Annotated in this window: 20 protein-coding genes; 9 read left to right on the top strand and 11 right to left on the bottom strand. The window is 71.4% G+C overall.

What is annotated here, in order from left to right:
• Positions 1-13: 13 nt before the first annotated feature.
• Positions 14-775 (top strand): TetR/AcrR family transcriptional regulator, encoded by a 762-nt coding sequence (locus tag ACFV6X_RS20425; protein ID WP_385385427.1) that lies wholly within the window; start codon positions 14-16, stop codon positions 773-775.
• Here ACFV6X_RS20425 and ACFV6X_RS20420 read toward each other — a convergent pair whose 3' ends face one another.
• Together ACFV6X_RS20420 and ACFV6X_RS20415 are read right to left on the bottom strand one after the other, a co-directional pair.
• Positions 776-1246, bottom strand: coding sequence for a PPOX class F420-dependent oxidoreductase (locus tag ACFV6X_RS20420; protein WP_385385425.1), 471 nt, complete (start codon positions 1244-1246; stop codon positions 776-778).
• 56 nt (positions 1247-1302) lie between these two features.
• Positions 1303-1656 (bottom strand): STAS domain-containing protein, encoded by a 354-nt coding sequence (locus tag ACFV6X_RS20415; protein WP_385385423.1) that lies wholly within the window; start codon positions 1654-1656, stop codon positions 1303-1305.
• Positions 1657-1945: 289 nt separating this feature from the next.
• Here ACFV6X_RS20415 and ACFV6X_RS20410 point away from each other — a divergent pair, with 289 nt between their 5' ends.
• A complete protein-coding gene (locus ACFV6X_RS20410) occupies positions 1946-2626 on the top strand; it encodes a GAF and ANTAR domain-containing protein (protein ID WP_385385421.1) in 681 nt (226 codons plus the stop codon).
• A gap of 12 nt (positions 2627-2638) precedes the next feature.
• On the opposite strand, the gene ACFV6X_RS20405 is transcribed toward ACFV6X_RS20410, so the two are convergent.
• From ACFV6X_RS20405 to ACFV6X_RS20395, 3 genes are all read right to left on the bottom strand, one after another.
• Positions 2639-3460, bottom strand: a complete 822-nt coding sequence (locus ACFV6X_RS20405) for a YceI family protein (RefSeq protein WP_385385419.1) — start codon at positions 3458-3460, stop codon at positions 2639-2641.
• A 75-nt stretch (positions 3461-3535) separates the two neighbouring features.
• A complete protein-coding gene (locus ACFV6X_RS20400) occupies positions 3536-6043 on the bottom strand; it encodes an MFS transporter (protein WP_385385418.1) in 2508 nt (835 codons plus the stop codon).
• A gap of 15 nt (positions 6044-6058) precedes the next feature.
• Positions 6059-6508 carry a MarR family winged helix-turn-helix transcriptional regulator gene (locus ACFV6X_RS20395; RefSeq protein WP_385385416.1) on the bottom strand — a complete coding sequence of 150 codons (450 nt, stop codon included), beginning with the start codon at positions 6506-6508 and terminating at the stop codon, positions 6059-6061.
• A gap of 182 nt (positions 6509-6690) precedes the next feature.
• Here ACFV6X_RS20395 and ACFV6X_RS20390 point away from each other — a divergent pair, with 182 nt between their 5' ends.
• Positions 6691-6885 (top strand): hypothetical protein, encoded by a 195-nt coding sequence (locus ACFV6X_RS20390; protein ID WP_365450007.1) that lies wholly within the window; start codon positions 6691-6693, stop codon positions 6883-6885.
• 8 nt (positions 6886-6893) lie between these two features.
• Here the strand turns inward: ACFV6X_RS20390 and ACFV6X_RS20385 are convergent, their stop codons facing one another.
• The 5 genes from ACFV6X_RS20385 to ACFV6X_RS20365 all read right to left on the bottom strand — a co-directional run bounded on the left by ACFV6X_RS20385 (position 6894) and on the right by ACFV6X_RS20365 (position 10557).
• Positions 6894-7709: a hypothetical protein gene (locus ACFV6X_RS20385; protein WP_385385414.1), complete on the bottom strand. Its 816-nt coding sequence runs from the start codon at positions 7707-7709 to the stop codon at positions 6894-6896.
• 39 nt (positions 7710-7748) lie between these two features.
• A complete protein-coding gene (locus tag ACFV6X_RS20380) occupies positions 7749-8684 on the bottom strand; it encodes an RNA polymerase sigma factor SigF (protein ID WP_365450011.1) in 936 nt (311 codons plus the stop codon).
• Positions 8685-9021: 337 nt separating this feature from the next.
• Positions 9022-9942 carry a SigB/SigF/SigG family RNA polymerase sigma factor gene (locus tag ACFV6X_RS20375; protein WP_385385411.1) on the bottom strand — a complete coding sequence of 307 codons (921 nt, stop codon included), beginning with the start codon at positions 9940-9942 and terminating at the stop codon, positions 9022-9024.
• Between the two features lie 145 nt (positions 9943-10087).
• Positions 10088-10381: a Dabb family protein gene (locus ACFV6X_RS20370; protein WP_385385409.1), complete on the bottom strand. Its 294-nt coding sequence runs from the start codon at positions 10379-10381 to the stop codon at positions 10088-10090.
• Entirely contained in the window at positions 10381-10557 is a 177-nt protein-coding gene (locus ACFV6X_RS20365) for a hypothetical protein (RefSeq protein WP_385385407.1), read from the bottom strand. The genes ACFV6X_RS20370 and ACFV6X_RS20365 overlap by 1 nt, the downstream gene beginning before the upstream one ends.
• 151 nt (positions 10558-10708) lie before the next feature.
• Here ACFV6X_RS20365 and ACFV6X_RS20360 point away from each other — a divergent pair, with 151 nt between their 5' ends.
• The 4 genes from ACFV6X_RS20360 to ACFV6X_RS20345 all read left to right on the top strand — a co-directional run bounded on the left by ACFV6X_RS20360 (position 10709) and on the right by ACFV6X_RS20345 (position 12999).
• Positions 10709-11302: an HhH-GPD-type base excision DNA repair protein gene (locus tag ACFV6X_RS20360; protein ID WP_385385405.1), complete on the top strand. Its 594-nt coding sequence runs from the start codon at positions 10709-10711 to the stop codon at positions 11300-11302.
• A 67-nt stretch (positions 11303-11369) separates the two neighbouring features.
• Positions 11370-12047: an HdeD family acid-resistance protein gene (locus ACFV6X_RS20355; protein WP_365450021.1), complete on the top strand. Its 678-nt coding sequence runs from the start codon at positions 11370-11372 to the stop codon at positions 12045-12047.
• 445 nt (positions 12048-12492) lie between these two features.
• Positions 12493-12822, top strand: coding sequence for a hypothetical protein (locus ACFV6X_RS20350; protein ID WP_385385403.1), 330 nt, complete (start codon positions 12493-12495; stop codon positions 12820-12822).
• A gap of 51 nt (positions 12823-12873) precedes the next feature.
• On the top strand, positions 12874-12999 hold the full coding sequence (locus ACFV6X_RS20345; protein WP_385385401.1) for a hypothetical protein: 126 nt from the start codon (positions 12874-12876) through the stop codon (positions 12997-12999).
• 20 nt (positions 13000-13019) lie between these two features.
• On the opposite strand, the gene ACFV6X_RS20340 is transcribed toward ACFV6X_RS20345, so the two are convergent.
• Positions 13020-14609, bottom strand: a complete 1590-nt coding sequence (locus tag ACFV6X_RS20340) for a helicase HerA-like domain-containing protein (protein WP_385385399.1) — start codon at positions 14607-14609, stop codon at positions 13020-13022.
• A gap of 103 nt (positions 14610-14712) precedes the next feature.
• Here ACFV6X_RS20340 and ACFV6X_RS20335 point away from each other — a divergent pair, with 103 nt between their 5' ends.
• Positions 14713-15009 carry a type II toxin-antitoxin system VapB family antitoxin gene (locus tag ACFV6X_RS20335; RefSeq protein WP_003991361.1) on the top strand — a complete coding sequence of 99 codons (297 nt, stop codon included), beginning with the start codon at positions 14713-14715 and terminating at the stop codon, positions 15007-15009.
• A 146-nt stretch (positions 15010-15155) separates the two neighbouring features.
• The gene (locus ACFV6X_RS20330; protein WP_385385541.1) at positions 15156-15779 is read left to right on the top strand and encodes a LytR C-terminal domain-containing protein; all 624 of its coding nucleotides are present in this window, start codon (positions 15156-15158) and stop codon (positions 15777-15779) included.
• Positions 15780-15879 lie beyond the last annotated feature (100 nt).

The following is a 15879-nucleotide window of genomic DNA, read 5'->3' as shown; positions in this document are numbered from 1 at the left end:
GGAAGGTGCGCCGATGACGAAGGCAGCTGCTGGGCGGGCGGCGCGGACCAGCGTCTGGCTGGAGGAGAGGACGCGCCGCAGTGGCGGCCGGGGCGGTCAGCCGTCGGGCCTCGACCGGCAGCGGATCACCGAGGTGACCGTGCGGCTGCTGGACGCCGAGGGGCTCGCCAAGTTCTCGATGCGGCGGCTGGCCACCGAGTTGAGCGTCACGGCGATGTCCGTCTACTGGTACGTCGACACCAAGGACGACCTCCTCGAACTCGCCCTGGACGCCGCCTTCGGCGAGCTGCGGCTGCCCGACCCGGACGCCGCCGAGGACTGGCGCGACCAACTGCGCGCACTCGCCACCGAGTACCGGGCGCTGCTGGTGCGCCACCCCTGGCTGTCGCCGCTCGCGGGGACGTACCTCAACATCGGGCCGAACCACCTCGCGTTCTCCCGCGTGGTCCAGCGCGTGATCCGCGGCGCCGGGCTGCCGGCGCGCGGCGTGACGGGCGCCATCTCGGCCGTCTTCCAGTTCGTCTACGGCTACGGCACCATCGAGGGCCACTTCTTCGCCCGCGCCGCCGAGACCGGCATGTCCCCGGACGACTACTTCCAGGAGGCCATGAGCTCGGTGAGCGAGGTGCCGGAGACCGCCGAGGTCATCGAGGAGTCCCGGAACCTCATGGCGGCCCGCGGCGGCGACACGGTCGCGGAGATGATGGACCGGGACTTCGTCTTCGCCCTGGACCTGCTGGTGGCCGGGATCGAAGCCATGGTCGAACGGGGCTGACTAGTCGCCCTCGACCAACCGCGCCGGGAAGCCCCCCGTCGCCACCGGGCCCCACCGCTGCGGTGTCACCCGGATGATCGACTTGCCCTGCTTCACCATGGCCTGCCGGTACTCGGCCCAGTCCGGGTGCTCCCCGGCGATGTTCCGGTAGTACTCCACGAGCGGTTCCACGGAGTCGGGGGTGTCGATCACCTCGGCGGTGCCGTCGATCTGTACCCAGGGCCCGTTCCAGTCGTCGCTGAGGACGACGAGGCTGACGCGCGGGTCCCGCCTGGCGTTGCGGGTCTTGGCCCGCTCCGGGTAGGTGGACATGACGATCCGGCCCGAGTCGTCGACCCCGCAGGTCAGCGGGGACGCCTGGGGGTCGCCGTCGGCGCGGCGGGTGAGCAGCAGGGCGTGATGGCGGGGACGTACGAAGTCCAGGAGCTCGTCGAGCGAGACGCGGGTGTTGGTCGCGATGTTCGGTGCCATGGACGGCAGCCTAGGGGGAGCGGGGTCCACCGAGGCTGACCCTGCCGGGGGTACGTTCACGCGGCGAGCGCCTCCGCCAGGCCGGCGTACACCGGTACGTCCCGCCGGACGCCGGTCACCTCCAGGACCCGGCTCGGTACGCCGTCGGGGGTCGCCACCACGCGGAGCTGGACGTGCGGCGGCAGATGGTGGCGGACGTCCGCGACGAGGCGGGCGCCCTGGGAGTCCATGAACTCGGTGCCGCTGAAGTCGAGCACCAGCAGCCGCAGCTCGCCGGCGCGGGCGTCGGCGGCGGCGGCCGACGCCGCGTACAGGGCGGCGCCGTTGCCGAGGTCGATCTCGGTGGGCAGGGTGAGCAGGGTGCAGCCCGGCAGGTCGCGCACCCGGCACGGGGTCGGGAAGGGGGTCACGGCACTCACCTGGCAGACGGCATATGGCAGACGGCAGACGATCGTCCGGTTCCGAATTCCGAAGAGGCCGCTTCCTGACCCGTCGGCCCATTCCATCACGCCCGCGGCCCCGTTCAAAGGTGTCCGGAAAGACCGTCAGCCGGGCGTCACCTCAGTGCAACGGAGCAGATAAAGTGCTGTCCGTCCTGTGCTCGCAGTCGGGAATGTGCTGCGGAGCTCTCCTGCGCACGGTCTTTTGTGGCCGCGCTCGCTGAAGAGGTTCGTGGTGACTGCGTCCGAGTTTTCTGGTTTGCACCGTTTTCCAGCTGGTTTCGAGCTGGCCGAAGCGCTGACGGTGGCCGCGCAGCAGCTGCACGAGACGCTCACTCCGGACACCACCCTGACCACCGCCGTGCGGCTCGCGGTGCGGCTGCTGCCGGGCGCCGAGTACGCCGCGATCTCCGTGATCGAACGGGACGGCGACCGTCGCACGGTGGCCTGGAGCGACGAGCCGGTCCGCGCCGTCGAGGCGTTCAGCAGCGACGGCGCCCGGCCGCCGTACTGGACCCGGCTGTGGAACGCCCCCGTGGTCCGGCTCGCCGACAGCGAGGCCGAGGAGGGCGGCGACGGTCCGGCCGGCCTCGGGCTGCGCTCGGCGCTGGCGCTGCGGCTGCGGGCCGACAGACGCAGCCTGACCGTGCTCACCGCCTACGCCCGCAAGCCGCACGTGTTCGACGACGTGGCGACCCGGATCGGCCGCCTGTTCACCGCGCACGTCAGCATCGCCCTGGACTCCGCGACGGTGCGCGAGCAGCTCACCGAGGCCATGCGCACCCGCGACCTGATCGGGCAGGCCACCGGGATCCTGATGGAACGGATGAACATGGACGCGGGGGAGGCCTTCGAGAGCCTCGTGCGCGCCTCCCAGCGGGAGAACATCAAGCTGCGCGACCTCGCCCGCCGGCTCGTGGACGCGCACCCCCCGGCGTGAGCCGGAGCCGGCTCACGCCGTCGGCAGGGACTCCCCCTGCACCGCCTGCACGTCCAGTTCCACCTTGAGCGTCGTGCCGATGGCGGCGATGCCCGCCTGCACGACCTGGTTGTAGTGCATGGCGAAGTCCTCGCGCCGTAGTTCGGTCGTGGCGCGGAACGCGGCCCGGGTGCCGCCCCACGGGTCGGCGCCGGTGCCCAGGTAGGCGAGGTCGAGGTCGACCGGGCGGACGACGCCGTGCAGGGCGAGTTCGCCGTGCACCGTCCAGCGGTCGGCACCGGCCGCCGTGAGGCCCGTCGACCGGTAGGTGATCCGCGGGTGCCGCTCGACGTCCAGGAAGTCGGGGGAGCGCAGATGCTGGTCCCGCATGCCGTTGCCGGTGTCGATGGTCGCGGCCCGGATGGCCGCTGTGACGCGGGACTTGGTGATGTCGTCCGGGGCGATCTCGATCGTGCCGGTGAAGTCCGTGAACCGGCCGCGCACGCTGGAGATCCCCAGGTGCTGCGCGACGGCCGCCACCGCGGAGTGCGCCGGGTCGATGGTCCACGGCCCCGGCGGCGGCAGCTCCGCCCCGCCCTGCCGGGACAGCGTCACCGCGCCGACCTCGGCCCGCCCGCTCGCGGTGACGATCGCGCTGGCGGCGGCGGGCACGTACCCGACCGCCGTGACGACGACGGTGTACGCCCCCGGCTCCAGCGGCGTCGCGTCCCGCACCGCGCCCTCGGCGTCCGCCTCGGCCCGCAGCACCTGCGTGCCCCTCGCGTCCGTCACGGTGACGACCGCGTGCGACACGGCCCATCCGTCCCGGGTGCGGATCCTCGCGGTCAGTCCCATGTCCTTCGTAACTCCCTGTACTGGAACCGGCCCGTGACGGGCACCCGCCACGGGCCGGATCTGATCCTCTTGGAACTACTCGCCGGGGTGGGCGAGTTCGATGTCGTGCCCGTCGGCGCCGGTGCCGGTGACGGTCAGCGCGGTCGCCACCGGCGGGTAGCCGGTCGCGATCACCGTGTAGTCGCCGCCGTTCAGGTCGGTGAAGGCGTACGCCCCGTCCGTCCCGGTGGTCGCGGTGCCGACGACGTTTCCGGCCGCGTCCACCAGCGTCACGCGCGCGTCGGCCAGCGGCCCGTGCGGCGCCCGTACGACCCCCTGCAGCTGGGCCCCCGCGTCCAGGTCGACCTCGACCCGGGTGACGCCGGTGCCGCCCACCTCGACGGGCAGCGCGCGTGGCCGGAACCCGGCCGCGTTGACGGCGACCGTCACGGGCCCGGGCACCAGCTCGGCGAAGCCGAACTCGCCCTGCTCCCCGGTGGTCTGGCTGGCCAGCAGGTCACCGCGCACATCGGTGACGATCACCATCGCGTCCTTCACCGGCAGCGCGTTCCCGGCGGCCCGCACCACACCGGTCAGCCCGCTGGTGCCGCTGAGCAGGATGTCGTACGACACCGGCTCCCCGCCCACGACCACGGTGGAGGCCTGCGGCTGGAAGCCGTCGGCGGAGGCGATCAGGACGTACGAACCCGTGCCCGGCGCGTCCACCGCGTAGGAGCCGTCGGCCTGCGCGACCGACCGGCCGAGCTGACGGCCCGAGAGGGAGATCAGCGTGACGGCGGCCTGCGGGACCGGCGCGTTCTCGGCGCCGCGGACATGACCGCGGACCGGGATACCGCCGGGGACCGGCGGTTCGGTGGCCAGGGCGACGGCGGCCGCGAGCCGCTGGGTGCCGTCGGGACCGGCCTCGGTGTCCGCCAGGACCGGCCGGCTCGGGAGCGGCTGACCGGCCGGAGCGGCGGCCTGGGCCGGGACCTCGTCGTCGGCGGCCTGCGCCAGCGCGCCCTTGGTCCTCAGCGGGACCTCCTTGATGAACAGCGCGCACACCAGCGCGAGCAGCGCGACCGGCGCGGCGTAGAGGAAGACGTCCGCGATGCCGTGGCCGTAGGCGCTCTCGAACAGGGTGCGGAGCGGGCCGGGCAGGGCGTCCAGGTCCGGGATGCTGCCGCTGGAATGGGAACCTGCGAGCGCGGCGGCCGACTTCGGGTCGAGGGCGGACGCGCCCTCCTCGACGTAGTCCGTGATGCGGTGGGTCAGCACCGCGCCCAGCGCGGAGACGCCGACGGCGCCACCGAGGGAGCGGAAGAAGTTGACCACCGAGCTGGCGGCGCCCAGGTCGCTCGGGGCCACCTGGTTCTGCGTGGCGAGCACGAGGTTCTGCATCATCATGCCGACGCCGAGGCCGAGCAGCGCCATGTAGACCGCCACGTGCCAGTACTCGGTGTCGTACCGGATCGTGCCGAGCAGGCCGAGTCCGCCGGTCACCAGCACACCGCCGGCCAGCAGCCACGCCTTCCAGCGCCCGGTGCGGGTGATGACCTGGCCGGAGACGGTGGAGGAGAGGAACAGACCGCCGATCAGCGGGATGGTCAGGACGCCGGACATCGTCGGCGACTGGTCGCGGGCCAGCTGGAAGTACTGGCTGAAGAAGATGGTGCCGGCGAACATCGCGATACCGACGAACAGCGAGGCGAGCGAGGCCAGCGTGATGGTGCGGTTGCGGAACAGCCGCAGCGGCACGATCGGCTCCGAGGCCTTCGTCTCGATCAGCAGGAAGATCGCGAGCAGCGCGACCGTGCCGCCGACCAGGGCGTACGTCTGCCAGGACACCCAGTCGTACTTGTCACCGGCGAAGGTCACCCAGACCAGCAGCAGGCAGACCGCGGCGGTGATGAAGAAGGCGCCCGCCCAGTCGACCTTGACCCGCCGCTTGACGACCGGCAGGTGCAGGGTGCGCTGGAGGACTATCAGGGCTATGACGGCGAAGGGGACGCCGACGTAGAAGCACCAGCGCCAGCCGAGCCAGTCGGTGTCGGTGATGACACCGCCGATGAGCGGTCCGCCGACCATGGCGGTGGCGAAGGTGGCGCCGAGGTAGCCGTTGTAGCGTCCGCGCTCACGCGGGGAGATCATCGCCGCGAGGATGATCTGCGCCAGTGAGGACAGGCCGCCCATGCCGATGCCCTGCACCGCGCGGAAAGTGATCAGCATCGCCGGATTCTGCGACAGACCGGCCGCCGCCGAACCCAGCATGAAGACCACCAGGGCCAGCTGGATCAGCAGCTTCTTGGAGAAGAGGTCCGCGAGCTTGCCCCAGAGCGGGGTGGACGCGGTCATCGCCAGCAGCGACGCGGTGACCACCCAGGTGTAGGCGCTCTGGCCGCCGCCGAGGTCCTGGATGATGTCGGGCAGGGCGTTGGAGACGATCGTCGAGGACAGGATCGCGACGAACATGCCGAGCAGCAGTCCGGTCAGCGCCTCCATGATCTGCCGGTGCGTCATCGGGGCGCCGGAGCCGTGCGAGCCGTGGGCGCCACCTCCGTGCTTGGCGTGGGCCCGCACACCGGCTGGTGTGGTTGTTGCCATGGGCTTCCTTTTCTCCTACGTGTTTGCGGGTGTACGGGTGCAGTCGTCGAAGCTCGCCCGGAGCCGGGTCATGAGCTGGATGAGCCGGCCGACCTCGTCGTCGCTCCAGTCGCTCAGTCGCTGGGCGAGCAGGTGTGTGGTCCGCCGGGACAGCTCGTCGAGCTGGTCCAGGCCGCTGGGGGTCAGGTGCAGGATGCGGGAGCGCTTGTCCGCCGGGTCCGGCAGGCGTTCGATCCAGCCCCGTCCGGCCACGTGCGCGACATGGCGGCTGGTGACCGACATGTCGACGCTGAGCAGCTCGGCGAGCCTGCTCAGCCGCATGTCGCCGTACCTGCCGAGCAGCGTGAGGACGGCGGCGGAGCCGCTCGGGCACTCGGACGGCAGGATCCGCCCCATCTCCCGTTTCACGGCCCCGAAGGCGCTGAACTGACGCGCCAGTTCCTCGTACTGCGCCCGCTCTGCCATGACCTCTCCCAGTTCAGTTGCTTAGAGCAACCATAGAAAAGTTGGTTGCCGCAGGCAAACTAAATCGGGGGTACAGCCATAAAAACTTGGCAAAGGCAAGTATTGCGACCGTAAACGTGCAGGTCGGGCCCTGTCCGACCCCCACTTGGGCCCGTCAGGCGTTTTCGCTAGGGTCTCGGGGCATGGCTAACAACCCGGGTCCCCAGGGCAACCCCGACCCCGCAGGCAACACCCAGATGTTCCGTGCCTTCGTCGACGAGGCCCCGCAGGGCAGGCAGCAGGCGGCCGCGCCGGCCGGCCCGCGCATCGGTCTGATCGTCGGCATCGTGGCGGCCGTCGCCATCGTCGCCGCGGTCGCCTGGCTCGCGCTGAAGTAACCGCCCCGTCACTCCCATCGGACCGAGACGTCCCGCGTCTCGACGTGCATGCCGAGCGGCACCCGCCAGGCGTCCACGCACACGGTCCAGGTCTGTTCCTTCCGCGCGCCGGCCGCGATCGGCGCTGGGAGTGCTTCGGTCGACTCGATCGTCCCCCAGTCGATGCCGAGCGCGCCGATGATGTGCGTGCCGAAGGTGACCGTGCCCGAACGCACGGCGCTGTCGCCGGTGTTGTGGAAGGTGACGGTCACCTGCTCGCACCACCGCTTGTCCGCGGGCGCGCGCACGGGCGTGCCCATGCTCATCTCGGCGGGTCCGGCAGGAGCCGGCCGGCCGGGGCCCGGCGTGGGACTCTCCGGGCGCGTGGGGGCCGGAGGCGGTGGGTCCGTCGTCGTACTGCCGGGATCCGTGCCGTCGCCGAAGGGGGGCGCCGTGCTGCCTTCGTCCGCCGGGGTGGGGGCGTCTTTCAGGGGCGGTGGGACCTCGCCCGGCGGCCGCTGCCCCGGGGTCGCGTCGGCCGCGGGGGCCGAATCCCGCGAACTTCCCGGCGAGTTGTCCGGTGAGTTGCGCCCCTCCGCCGTCCCGCCGGGCACGCGGGTCCCGTCGAGCGGAACCAGCGTGACCTTGCCCGGCGGTGCGCCCCCGGTCCCGGCCGCCCGGGGTGGGCCGCCCGCGGCGCCGACCGCGACGTAGCCGTCGTCGCCGCCCCCGCTGCCGCACGCGGCCAGTAGGCAGCCGGTGCACACGAGGGCCGCCGCGGCACCCAGCAGGGCACCACGGCGGCGAGGCGACTGTGTGCTGAACGCGCTCCATGCCCCACGCATCGCGCCAGTGTGACTGACGCTGCGTCAGAAAAGAAGAACTCAGTCGGAGATGAGGCCCTCGCGCAGCTGTGCCAGCGTGCGGGTGAGCAGGCGGGAGACGTGCATCTGGGAGATGCCGACCTCCTCGCCGATCTGCGACTGGGTCATGTTGGCGAAGAAGCGCAGCATGATGATCCGCCGCTCACGGGGCGGGAGCTTGGCCAGCAGCGGCTTCAGCGACTCGCGGTACTCCACGCCCTCCAGCGCGGTGTCCTCGTAGCCGAGGCGGTCGGCCAGCGAGCCCTCGCCGCCGTCGTCCTCGGGGGCCGGGGAGTCCAGCGACGAGGCGGTGTAGGCGTTGCCGACCGCGAGGCCGTCGACCACGTCCTCCTCGGACACGCCGAGCACCGTGGCGAGTTCGGTGACCGTCGGGGAGCGGTCCAGCTTCTGGGACAGCTCGTCGCTGGCCTTCGTCAGGGCCAGGCGCAGTTCCTGGAGCCGGCGCGGCACCCGCACCGACCAGGAGGTGTCGCGGAAGAACCGCTTGATCTCGCCGACGACGGTCGGCATCGCGAACGTCGGGAACTCCACGCCGCGTTCGCAGTCGAACCGGTCGATGGCCTTGATCAGGCCGATCGTGCCGACCTGGACGATGTCCTCCATCGGCTCGTTGCGGGAGCGGAAACGCGCCGCGGCGTAGCGCACGAGCGGGAGGTTGAGCTCGATCAGGGTGTCCCGGACGTAGGCGCGCTCCGGGCTGTCCTCCCCGAGTGCGGCGAGCCGCAGGAACAGGGAGCGGGACAGGGTGCGGGTGTCGAGGTCCGCGGAGGCCTGCGGGGCCGGAACATCCGCGGCCGCGAGGGCCGGGGCCGGTGCGGCCGCCAGGGCCGAGACGTCATCGATGGGGTCGAGCGCGTCGTGCGCGTCGAGCGCCTCGGGCGCTGTCTCGCTCTTGGTGAGCGTCAGCACCTTCGAGCTGCCCTGGTCTGCGGACATGCCACCCCCTTTGGGTCGCGGGACGGTCGCGGCGAACGCTCCTCGTTGCGGAGCGCAGCCTTCACCTGAATACCGGCGCCGGGGCACCGGCAAACGCGCTTCCCGCAGAATGTCACATGTCGGCAACGCGCTGTAGTGACATGTCGACATGCGAGATGCGAATACCCGCTGGCAGAAGGGGGTCTGACGGGTATTCGGGACGGAAACGCCGCCAAAGTGCCTGGTGAGCGATTCGCTCTCCACGGTGACGCGTCGAGCCCGCTTTCGGTTGTGCGCCGGTTCGATTCGCGGCTGCGCGGTGACCCTGTTCGCTCTTGCGTCGGACGGGGTTCAGGAGTTACGCGTCGATGCGGTTCGCCGAGCGCAGACGCTGGAAGCTGCGCGCGAGCAGCCGGGAGACGTGCATCTGGGAGACGCCGAGTTCGGCACTGATCTGGGACTGCGTCAGATTGCTGTAGTAACGCAGCAGCAGGATCCGCTGCTCGCGCTCGGGGAGCTGGACGAGCAGATGCCGTACGAGGTCGCGGTGCTCCACGCCGTCCAGGGCCGGGTCCTCGTAGCCGAGCCGGTCGAGCAGTCCGGGCAGTCCGTCGCCCTCCTGGGCCGCCTCCAGCGAGGTGGCGTGGTACGAGCGCCCGGCCTCGATGCAGGACAGCACCTCCTCCTCGGTGATGCGCAGCCGCTCGGCGATCTCGGCGGTGGTCGGGGAGCGCCCGAACGCGGTGGTCAGGTCCTCGGTGGCGCTGTTCACCTGCACCCACAGCTCGTGCAGCCGGCGCGGTACGTGGACGGTGCGGACGTTGTCCCGGAAGTACCGCTTGATCTCGCCGACGACGGTGGGCATCGCGAAGGTCGGGAACTGCACACCCCGGTCGGGGTCGAAGCGGTCGATGGCGTTGATCAGGCCGATGGTGCCGACCTGGACGACGTCCTCCATGGGCTCGTTGCGGGAGCGGAAGCGGGCGGCCGCGTAGCGCACCAGCGGGAGGTTGGCCTCGATGAGCGCCCCACGCACCCGGGTGTGTTCCTGTGTGCCCGGCTCCAGCGTCTTGAGCTGGCCGAAGAGCACCTGGGTGAGTGCCCGGGTGTCGGCGCCCCGGCTGCTGCGCTGGGGCGCGGGTTCGAGGGCGGGCGTCTCCGGGGCGGCTGCTTCTGGGGCGGGCGTCTCCGGGGCGGCTGCTTCTGGCGCGGGTGTCTCCTGGGGCGGGGCTTGAGGCGCAGTACTGGCCGGCACGGTCAACTCCACCTCGTGATCCATCAACTCATCCGTCAAAAGCGGTCATAGCATCACAAGACATGTGCACTGTGTGCAAGCACCGCATAATGCCGTGTTGAGGGCAAGTTGGGGCATAAGACGCATGTGAGCCCCCCGCTGTTACCGCGGGGGGCTCGTGGCCGTGGGTCTAGAACTCGTAGTCCGCGATCACCCAGGTGGCGAACTCCCGCCACAACGCGACGCCCGCCCGGTGGGCCGGGTGCTCCAGGTACAGGCCCAGGGCGGCCCTGTCGTCGAACGAGGAGTTGATGGCGAAGTCGTGGGCGATGGGCCGGTCGCTGAAGTTCCAGCCGAGCTCCCAGGAGCGGATCTCGTCGATCCTGCCGTCCAGCGCGCGGAAGGCCTCCACGCCCTCGACCACGCGGCGGTCGTCGCGCTCGACGCCCTCGTCGAGCTTGAAGAGGACCAGGTGGCGGATCATCACTCTCCTCCGTTGGCGATCCAGGTCATGAAGTCGCCGATGGCCTGGGCGGCGTCCGATATGCCCTCGAACCCTATCTGGACGTAGTCCGCGGCCTTGGCGGGATCGGTGATGATCACGTAGAGCGCGAAGACCACGAGTACATAGACGGCGATCTTCTTCGAATTCACCGCCACCGCGGCCTCCCCTGCGCCTGCTGTGCCCGTATGGAACGCCTGTTTGCCGGCGGCGAGTGTAGCTTCACGTCGTATTTGAGGACCAACGGCACGCTGAACGGAGACCGGGCACGAGGAGGCGGCCCGACGGCCGGCGCGGGATCATCGGTCCATGGACGTCACACTTCACCTCGCACAGGACCCCGAGGCCGACGAACTGCTCGGGCGCTCCCCGCTCGCCGCGCTGATCGGGATGCTGCTGGATCAGCAGATCCCGATGGAGTGGGCGTTCAAGGGGCCCGCGACCATCGCCGGCCGGATGGGCTCGGACGACCTGGACGCGCAGGAGATCGCCGCGTACGACCCGGAGGCGTTCGCCGCGCTGCTCTCCGAGAAGCCGGCCGTGCACCGTTACCCCGGGTCGATGGCCCAGCGGATCCAGCAGCTGTGCCAGTACCTCGTCGAGCACTACGACGGTGACCCGAGCGCCGTCTGGGAGGGCGTCGGCGACGGGCGGGAACTGCTGAAGCGGCTTCAGGAACTGCCAGGGTTCGGCAAGCAGAAGGCACAGATCTTCCTCGCGCTGCTCGGCAAGCAGTTCGGCGTGACCCCGCAGGGGTGGCGGGAGGCCGCGGGCGACTACGGTCCGCCGCAGGCCTTCCGGTCCGTCGCCGACATCACCGGGCCCGAGTCGCTCGCTAAGGTGCGGGCGCACAAGCAGGAGATCAAGGCGGCGGCGAAGGCGGCCAAGGCCGCGAAGAAGTAGGCCCGCGCGTCATTCTTCTGGCCCGTTCCGGCGTGCGCCGGGCTCGGTCGCGTTCCCAGCATGGAGCATGACCGAGCCACCGAGCGGATCCCCGCGGGGAGCGGAGTTCGACGACCGGCACGTGCACGCCACGCGTGACCCGCGCGCGCCGAGACCGCCCCACGAGGGTCCCGAACCGCCCTTCGAGGGCCCGCTGCACATGCTGTCCAAGGCGGCCTGGCAGGCGGTCCTCGTCACCGGCATCGCGTCGCTGATCCTGGGCGTCCTCGTCCTGATCTGGCCCGGCGCCTCGCTGGTCGCCGCCGGTGTCCTCTTCGGTCTCTACCTCCTCGTCAGCGGCGTCCTCCAGCTCGTCTCCGCCTTCGGCACGCACAAGACGACGGCGCTGCGCGTGCTGGCGTTCATCAGCGGCGCGCTGTGCATCCTGCTGGGGCTGTTCTGCTTCCGCGGCGCCATGCAGTCGATCCTGCTGCTCGCGCTGTGGATCGGGATCGGCTGGCTGTTCCGCGGGATCACCCAGACACTGGCCGCCGCCTCCGACCCCGCGATGCCCGCGCGCGGCTGGCAGATCGTCCTCGGCATCGTCAGCGTCCTCGCCGGCGTCGTCCTGATCGTCTCGCCGTTCGAGTCGGTCGCCGTCCTGACGGTGGTCGGCGGGTGCTGGCTCGTCGTGGTGGGCGCGGTCGAGATCGCGACGGCGCTGCGCATCCGGGGCCGCGCCCGCCAGGTCCCGCGCGAGGTGTGACGCCCGTGCCCACGACCGCCTGCGCACCGCCGCCCCTCCCCGGCATATCCCCCCACCGCCCGGCCCCGCGCCCCCGCCCCACCACCCGACGCTGCCTGACCGCGGCCTCGGCGCACCTGCCCGGTACGCCGCCGCGCTCGATCGCCGGCCCACCGCGCTCCCCCGGTGGGACACCTCCCGCCACGGGCAGGTCGCCGCGCGTCGGTGGCACCGTGCCTCAGACCACCGGAGCCTTGCCACGCCTCCCCGGCAGGTCGCCGTGCCTGACCGCGGTCTCGGGGCGAGGCGCCGCCGTGTCGGGCTTCCCCGGTACCGCCTCGGGGCGAGTGCCCGGTGCATCGCCCAGCCTCACCGGTGCCGCCGCCCGGCTCATCCCTACGCCGAGCGGGCGGATTCCGCCCGCCATGCGATGGACGTCGTACAACGGCCGGGGAGATGACCTGCTGTGAGCACGCCCCAGCAGTCCCGCCGCGCCGTGCGCCGACGCGCCTGGCCCCGGCTGCTCGTGCTGTTGCTCGTGCTGCTGCTGCCGGTGGCGCACGCACAGACGGCGGCGGGACCCGTCGCCGTCGTCGCGGGGGAGGCGGTCGAGGTCGACGTGCTCGACACGGCCCTGCGGCCGCCGGGGCGAGCCGGGCACCGGCCCGTGGTGGCGCAGCGGCCGATGCGGTCGGCCACCCCGCAGGAGCAGATCACGCAGGCCCACCCGGCGCACGCGCCGACCGGGCCGCCGTACCCGCTGCGGACCCTGCGCTCGGTGGTCCTGCGCTGCTGACCGCCCTGTGGTTCCCCCAGGTCAGTCGGTACGACGCAAGGAGTCACAGCCATGCCCTCGGATCCCTACGCCGTTCTGCGCGCACTCGTTCGCGCTGAGGCCATCCGCAACGAACCGAAGACGGAACTCAAGGACACCAAGCAGCCGCAGCGGCCGCCGAAGAAGCGGGACCGCTGAGCCGTGGGCGGAGGCGGGCCCTACCGCCTCCGCCGCGCCGTCCCGAAGATCGAGCGGGTGATCTCGCGCCCGATCTGGGTGCCGATCGAACGGGCCAGGGACTTGAACATGCCGCTGCCGACGACCTGCTCCACGACGGACTCCTCCCGCCGCGGCGCACCCTTCGCCGCCCGCGGCTCCGGCTCGGCCTCCGGCGTGGGCCGTCGGGCCTTCGCGGCCTCCAGCCTCTCGTACGCCGACTCCCGATCCACCGCCTGTGCGTAGCGGCCGAACAGCGGCGAGGACGTCACCGCCCCGTTCAGCGCGGTCGCGTCGATCGGGCCCATCAGTGACTCCGGCGCGCGCAGCCGGGTCGCGGCGACCGGCGTCGGGGCGCCCCTCTCGCTGAGGACCGTGACCACCGCCTCGCCGGTACCGAGGCCGGTGAGGAGCTCTTCGAGGTCGTAGCCGGAGTCGGGGAACGTCCTGACCGTCGCCTTGAGGGCCTTCTGGTCGTCCGGGGTGAAGGCGCGCAGCGCGTGCTGGACGCGGTTGCCGAGCTGCGCGAGGACGTCACCGGGCACGTCCTTCGGGGTCTGGGTGACGAAGAAGACGCCGACCCCTTTCGAGCGAACGAGCCGCACGGTCCGCGTGATCGAGTCCAGGAACGCCTTCGACGCGCCGTTGAAGAGCAGATGCGCCTCGTCGAAGAAGAAGACCAGCTTGGGTCGCTCGACGTCGCCGACCTCGGGGAGGTCGTGGAACAGGTCGGCGAGCAGCCACATCAGGAATGTCGAGAAGAGCTGCGGCCTGTCCTGTACGGCCGGCAGTTCCAGGACCGACACCATGCCCCGCCCGTCCTCCGCCGTGCGCAGCAGTTCCGCCGTGTCGAACTCCGGCTCTCCGAAGAAGGGGCCCATCCCCTGCGCCTCGAAGGTGGTCAGGGCACGCAGGATCACCCCGGCGGTGGCGGTGGACAGACCCCCGATGGCCTTCAGCTCGGCCCTGCCCTCGTCGGAGGTGAGGAAGGCGACGACCGCGCGCAGGTCCTTGAGGTCGATCAGCTCCAGGCCCTTGGTGTCGGCGTAGTGGAAGATCAGGCCGAGGGACTGTTCCTGGGTCTGGTTGAGCTGGAGGACCTTGGCGAGCAGGACCGGGCCGAAGCTGGTGACGGTGGCGCGCAGCGGGACGCCCTGGCCGATGCCGCCGAGGGCGTAGAACTGGGCCGGGAAGCCGGTCGCCGTCCACTGCTGGTGCACCTCGGCGGCGCGGGAGCGGATCTTGTCGTTCGGCAGGCCCGGCGCCGAGACGCCCGACACGTCGCCCTTGATGTCGGCCAGGAAGACCGGGACGCCCTGCGCGGAGAGCTGCTCGGCGATCAGCTGCAGCGTCTTCGTCTTGCCGGTTCCGGTGGCGCCCGCGACCAGGCCGTGCCGGGTGAGCATCGGCAACGGGATGCGGACCTGGGCGTCGGGCAGGCACCGGCCGTCCCAGAGCAGGGCCCCCAGATCCAGCGCGGGCCCGCCGAACGCGTACCCGGCGGCGATCCTCAGGGCCTCCTGCGGGAGGGCGGGAGCGCCGCCGGGGGCCTCGGGGTGGATGGCCGCGGGCACGGTCTCGCTGTCACTCATGTCAGACCTCTGTTCCGTTTCACCCGAATTGCCGCATCTTTTCCAGCGTTGCACTCCCTCTCCATGGCTGCGCCCGGAACGTCTTGACCGGTAGGCTTTCCGTGTGATCTTCAAGCGCATCGGAAACGGCCGGCCGTACCCCGACCATGGCCGGGACAGCACCCGGCAGTGGGCGGACGTCGCGCCGCGCCCGGTCCGCCTCGATCAGCTCGTGACGACCAAGCAGCAGCTCGACCTGGAGACCCTCCTCGCCGAGGACTCCACCTTCTACGGTGACCTCTTCGCGCACGTCGTGAAGTGGCAGGGCGATCTCTACCTGGAGGACGGCCTGCACCGCGCGGTGCGTGCGGCGCTCCAGCAGCGCCAGGTGCTCCACGCGCGTGTCCTGGAACTGGACTGACCGACCGCGCGGGCTCCCACGGCGGCACCGGCCGGTCACGGCTTGGCCCTTTCGGGTTCTCCTGAGCGGCGTCCAATGATCATCTAGTAGGCAGAGCCGCCCCGGCGCACTACGCTGCGCTCATGAGCATGCTGACTCCCCCTGGCATGGGCGGCCAGTACCGGATCACGGGGGACAAGTACCCACGGATGCGTCCACCCCGTCGGCGCGGCAGGCTCGTACTCGTCGTCACCGGGTCCGTCGTCGTGATCGGCGTTCTGAGCTGGGGAACCCTCCAACTGGTCGATGTCTTCACGGGCGGCGGCGACAGCGCGTCGGCCGCCGGCACCAAGGCGGGCTGCGCCACCAAGGCGAGCCCCTCGCCCAGCGCGGCCGCGGCAGTGGCCCTGCCGAAGCCCGGCGCCGTCACCGTCAACGTGCTCAACGCCACGACCCGCAGCGGTCTCGCCAAGAAGACCGCCGACGAGCTGAAGAAACGTGGCTTCAGAATCGGCGAGGTGGGCAACGCGCCGAAGCAGTGGGACAAGAAGGTGAAGGGCACAGGGCTGCTGATCGGGCCCACCTCGGCGCTGAACACCGCGCTGCCGGTGCTCGCCACCCAGCTGCCCGGCGCCGAGCGCAGCGCGGACCGGGCCCGCAAGGGCGCGGCGGTGGATCTCATCATCGGCAACGGCTTCAAGGAACTGGCGAAGAAGCCGGCCGCCGACCGGGCGCTGGCCGCCCTGACCGCGCCGCAGTCGGCGTCCACCGACACGAAGAAGAGCTGCTGAGCGCAGCCACCCGGCCCACGGAACGAGCACGCCGGCTGAAGGTGCCCTGAGTCCGTCTGCCGGGGCGCCCTGGCGTCGGCTGCGGTGCGTTCCTGGCCGC

Origin of the sequence: Streptomyces sp. NPDC059861 (assembly GCF_042731435.1) — a bacterium.
Lineage (GTDB): Bacteria > Actinomycetota > Actinomycetes > Streptomycetales > Streptomycetaceae > Streptomyces.
Note: the sequence above shows the minus strand (reverse complement) of the source record. Positions and strands in the feature narration are given on the sequence as shown.